The sequence below is a fragment of the Spirochaetota bacterium genome (assembly GCA_026414805.1).
In the GTDB taxonomy this organism is placed as follows: Bacteria; Spirochaetota; UBA4802; order UBA4802; family UB4802; genus UBA4802.
Genome location: JAOAIH010000114.1, coordinates 1 through 4,732 on the forward strand (window position 1 = coordinate 1; position 4,732 = coordinate 4,732).

A 4,732-nucleotide genomic window follows, 5' to 3' on the forward strand; every position below is an offset into this window, starting at 1 on the left:
GTGGTGGTTGCCTGATGAAATAGTCTTTTTAAAGGAGATACCAAAAACAAGTGTAGGCAAATTCAATAAGAAAGAGTTAAGAAAAACTGTTTTGCCAGAAGTTCTTAAAAAGTAATTATTATCAGAATGTTTTAAATAACATTCCAATGTCAAGTTGAATGCTATATAAGTAATCGCGCCAGTTGGTAGATTCTATAACGTTTGAAAAATAAAACAGGCCATGAGGCCCTACATAAATATATGTAAATCTATCAAAAGGAATAGCCAGTCTAAGTTGCAGTCCACACCCAAATAGGTTATAGTTAATGTATTTAATCCCAGTAGTACTATTGTGGTTATTGGACATGGTATTATAAAAAATGTGCATGTAATTCAAGCCATAGAGAAAATCAAAGCGAAGTTTTTTACCAAATGACGAAATTAAATATAAAGGTATAGTAAATGAATGATTGTTATTTACCAACTTTTCATCTGGTGTATTACCAAATTTCAACTTGTTTTGATGATATGTGTAAAAAAGGCCTGAATGAATTCCAAAAACTGAGGAAAACATATTTTCCAGTAACAAACCGCCTCCAACACTTATGCCGGGTTTCCATTTAACAGTTTTTCCTTCTTCACTGCCACTTAGATGCCACACATCGTTTATTCCACCACTGATGCCAAAGCCAAAAATAAAATTTTGATAACTTGTTTGTGCAAAGATAGGTGTGTACAGAAAAGCAATGATAATTGAAAGTAAAGTAACAAAATGTAATGTATATTTCATGAATATTCTTCTTTCAGATGTTATTATCAATTGCCTTTATTTTGGCATAATGCATGTACCGTTAAATTTGGCACCGTTTTCAATATATAAATCTGGTGTTACAATATCACCTGACATGTTGCTGTGTTCAAATATTTCAATCAACTTAGTTGCTTTTATTTTTCCCTGGCATTTACCACTTATTGACACAACAGCGGCTGATATTTCAGCACTTACATTTGCCTCGTCGCCAATGATTAATGTACCTTCGGTTTCAACCTTACCCTGGAAAAAGCCTTTTATTTTTAGTGAAGATTTAAATTTTAATGTCCCTCTAAACTTTATATCATTTGCAATGACAGTACCAATCTTATTTTCATCCTCAATAATTTCTTTTTGCTCAACCATGCAGTATCTCCTAATAAAAAATTAGTTTCAATTTTTTTACAACAATATATAAATCTTTGTCAATTCAATTTACATTAAATAACAATTTTTTCAAAAAAATCGTTGCATAATTATGTTCATAATATTTATTGCAAATATTGCAAATAAGGCTATATTTAATAATAACTATCGTACATAAAATAGTATTTGCCTCATATTATTTAAAATTTTAGGATGTATTAAAAGTTATTATAATAGTGTATATTGATTATTTATTATATTTTTAAGGAGATAATTGTTTATGGAAGAAATATTGCAAAAAGCTAATGAATTAGGATTAATGATAAAAGGTTCAGATATTTATAAACGGTATGAGGAACTGGTCAAGAAAATAGAAGCCGATCAAAATGCTAGGAATTTGCTTGAAGAATATATAAAGGTAAGTGAAGAATTATATCAAAAGGAAGCCAGTGGTGGTGTAATAGAAGTTGAGGAAAAGAGAAAACTACAAGATATAAGTCAAAAAGTTTCTGAAAGCCAACTCATTAAGGAATTTATTGCAACACAAACATATTATGTTAATATGATGATGCAGATTCAGAATGCAATAAGTAATCCTAAAGGTGATCCAATTGGTCCCTCAAAAATAATAAAACCTGGGCAGAGTGGAAAAATTATTACAGGAAATTTTTAGGCGATAATAAACAAATATACTACAGTTAAAAAAGTGGTATGTTTTTTTACAATTAGGCTAATTTTTCAATTGCTTCTTTGATACGTTTAAGTCCCTCAACAATATTTTTATCGGATGTTGCAAATGAAAGACGAATGTTATCATCTGAACCAAACGCTATACCAGGTACCACCGCTACCCGTGCTTCTTCCAGAAGATATGATGATAACTTTGAAGAAAGAAATTCATCTTTGTATTTTTCTTTGATTGAAGCAAATCCTGGCAGGGAGTACACACCTCTTACATTTGGGAAAACATAAAATGCCCCATCAGGTTTATGGCATTCAATTCCTTTAATTTCATTAAGACCATTCACAATTATTTCACGACGACGTGTAAAAGCCTCTAACATGGGTTTTAAAACGCTTTGGTCACCAGTCAGCGCTTCAACTGCTGCCCACTGTGCAATAGATGTTGGGTTTGATACTGACTGGCTTTGAATCATTTCAACCTGAGCAATAATATTGGCATCTCCTGCCATATAACCTATTCGCCAGCCTGTCATTGAATACGTTTTTGAAACACCATTCAATACCATGGTTTTCGATTTTAGTTCAGGAACTGCGTTTACTATATTATAAAACTTCTTGTTATCATAAACTATAACTTCATAAATGTCATCGGTGACAATGCAAATATCATAAGGCTTGAGTACTTCACCAATTGCCTTAAGTTCATCTATAGTATACATAGCACCAGTGGGATTAGATGGAGAATTTAAAACAATGGCTTTGGTTTTTTTGGTTAAGTGTTTTTTTAGCATCTTAGGAGTTATCTTAAAATCAGTGGATTCATCAGCATGAACAATTACGGGAACACCATCTGCTAAGAGGACAATATCAGGGTAAGATACCCAGTAAGGTGAGGGGATGAGCACTTCATCACCACTGTTTAGCAATACTTGCATTAAGTTGTAAAACGAGTGTTTGCCGCCACAATTTACAGTCACTTCAGAAATCTTATATTCAAGGTTATTGTCTCTTTTGAACTTTTCCACAATGGCTTTCTTCAATTCGGGTATACCGCCAGAAGGTGTGTATTTTGTTTTGCCTTCTTCTAATGCTTTGATAGCAGCATTTTTAATGGATTGTGGAGTATCAAAATCAGGTTCACCGGAACCAAATCCAATAACATCAATTCCTTGCTCCTTTAGGGAATTTGCAATTGCGGTCACTGCCAGGGTAGGAGAGGGTTTGATTTTTTTTAATCTTTGAGCTAACTCCATAATTTCACCATTTAATCCAATTAATTAATTTAATTCAATGTATGGTTATTATTCAAGTGGAGACAACATTTAATATAAGCGGATAAAACAATATTTCAAAGTAAAGCAAAATAATTGTATGTTTTTGTCAAGATTAATATTTTTAAGTACCTACCATAAAATATGGTTGCTAAAATTTTAATCGTTTTTATGCTATTAAGTAAAAGTGCTGCTCAATTGTTTTAACATGTTGTATATATCAGGAGGTGGTAGTATGAAAAAATGTGCTATAACTCTATTAATTATTTTTATTATGTTCAATTGTATTTATTCTGCTCAGAAAAGTTTTGTTGGTCGTGTTATTTATAAAGCAAACGATTATATAGAGGTAAAATATGGAAAAACTGAAAGGATATTTTATGTGAATGATAAAAGCATATTTACCCAGAATAAAACTAATGTAACATTTTCTAATATTGAGGTATGTCAAACAGTAAAGCTTTCATATACTATTAGTAACAATAAAATGTTTATTCTAACCTGCGACATACTTAAAGATAGCGACTGTAAATAGGGTTATTTCATCATGGAGTTTTTATTTGAGGAACATTGCATAGAATGTATATATGAAAAAGATGGTACTGTTACAAGTATAAAAACATTTAACTGTAAAAAAGAAAATTATATAAATAATACTGCTTATGTTTATTACAACCGCAATAGAAATTTCAAACTTAGCATAAAACCATTTACTCGATTATACATAAAAAAACTAATTTTGACATTCCAGACTAATTGTGCTAACGTTTCATGTTTTGTGAATGGATATCAATCATGGACCTATACAGGTGTTTTTGATGCTGTAGCAAAGAAACGAAAACCGTGGCTGAAGTTTGTCATTGCAAATCAGGAAAATGCGGCAAATCCGCCAAAAGGAAAACGTGGCTTAGTACAATCAGATATGTTCTTTCTTTGTGGCGATAGCAACTCGCAATCATCGGTGTTGTTTGGACAGCTACCTGTTAAGAAACAGTTCCAACAGTTTATATCCTTTGAATTTGACTATCGTACACAATTATTATCTATTATTTGGGACATAGACAGATATTGTGATGCTCATGAAGAATATATATTGGATCCTGTATGTATGCTCCAGGGAGATGCATGGAGGATTTTACAAACGTATGCAGAGAGTATTTCACAGGAACTATCGCCCACATTTAATAGAAATATCCGTAAAGGGTGGTGCTCATGGTATTATTACTATAATTCAATTACTAAAGATGAGATAATTGCTAATGCAAAGTATGCTAAGGAACATGATATCCCATTTGATTTCATCCAGATTGATGATGGATATCAGACAACGATTGGCGAATGGACAACCGTGAAGGGATCATTTACAGCTGCTATGCGTTATATTGCAGATACTATTAAGGATTATGGTTTTACACCAGGTATATGGTACTCTCCATTTATTGTATCAAAGGATTCAAGAATCTTTAAAGAAAATAAATCATGGATTCTTAACGACAGTGAGGGTAAACCTGTAATTGCTGGATACAATCCAGCATGGGGAGGTTATTATTTTACTGTTGATGTGACACTGCCTGCAGTCTTGAGTTGGATTGAAGACACCATTAATACGTTATTATATGAG

Annotated in this window: 6 protein-coding genes; 3 read left to right on the plus strand and 3 right to left on the minus strand. The window is 32.1% G+C overall.

Annotated elements, in window-relative coordinates:
- Nucleotides 1–121 precede the first annotated feature (121 nt).
- Nucleotides 122–769 (minus strand): hypothetical protein, encoded by a 648-nt coding sequence (locus tag N3F66_14520; GenBank protein ID MCX8125359.1) that lies wholly within the window; start codon nucleotides 767–769, stop codon nucleotides 122–124.
- A gap of 36 nt (nucleotides 770–805) precedes the next feature.
- Nucleotides 806–1,156 carry a polymer-forming cytoskeletal protein gene (locus tag N3F66_14525; GenBank protein MCX8125360.1) on the minus strand — a complete coding sequence of 117 codons (351 nt, stop codon included), beginning with the start codon at nucleotides 1,154–1,156 and terminating at the stop codon, nucleotides 806–808.
- Nucleotides 1,157–1,436: 280 nt separating this feature from the next.
- Here N3F66_14525 and N3F66_14530 point away from each other — a divergent pair, with 280 nt between their 5' ends.
- A complete protein-coding gene (locus tag N3F66_14530) occupies nucleotides 1,437–1,829 on the plus strand; it encodes a YlbF family regulator (protein ID MCX8125361.1) in 393 nt (130 codons plus the stop codon).
- Nucleotides 1,830–1,881: 52 nt separating this feature from the next.
- Here the strand turns inward: N3F66_14530 and N3F66_14535 are convergent, their stop codons facing one another.
- Nucleotides 1,882–3,093: a pyridoxal phosphate-dependent aminotransferase gene (locus N3F66_14535; GenBank protein ID MCX8125362.1), complete on the minus strand. Its 1,212-nt coding sequence runs from the start codon at nucleotides 3,091–3,093 to the stop codon at nucleotides 1,882–1,884.
- Between the two features lie 253 nt (nucleotides 3,094–3,346).
- Here N3F66_14535 and N3F66_14540 point away from each other — a divergent pair, with 253 nt between their 5' ends.
- A complete protein-coding gene (locus tag N3F66_14540) occupies nucleotides 3,347–3,646 on the plus strand; it encodes a hypothetical protein (GenBank protein ID MCX8125363.1) in 300 nt (99 codons plus the stop codon).
- A gap of 12 nt (nucleotides 3,647–3,658) precedes the next feature.
- Nucleotides 3,659–4,732: alpha-galactosidase (locus N3F66_14545; GenBank protein MCX8125364.1), on the plus strand; the 1,074-nt coding region annotated here is incomplete at its 3' end.

Excerpts from the sequence above, each read along its gene's own strand:
- N3F66_14520 (MCX8125359.1), bottom strand. The coding sequence starts at position 769 with ATGAAATATACATTACATTTTGTTACTTTACTTTCAATTATCATTGCT.
- N3F66_14525 (MCX8125360.1), bottom strand. The coding sequence starts at position 1,156 with ATGGTTGAGCAAAAAGAAATTATTGAGGATGAAAATAAGATTGGTACT.
- N3F66_14530 (MCX8125361.1), top strand. The coding sequence starts at position 1,437 with ATGGAAGAAATATTGCAAAAAGCTAATGAATTAGGATTAATGATAAAA.
- N3F66_14535 (MCX8125362.1), bottom strand. The coding sequence starts at position 3,093 with ATGGAGTTAGCTCAAAGATTAAAAAAAATCAAACCCTCTCCTACCCTG.
- N3F66_14540 (MCX8125363.1), top strand. The coding sequence starts at position 3,347 with ATGAAAAAATGTGCTATAACTCTATTAATTATTTTTATTATGTTCAAT.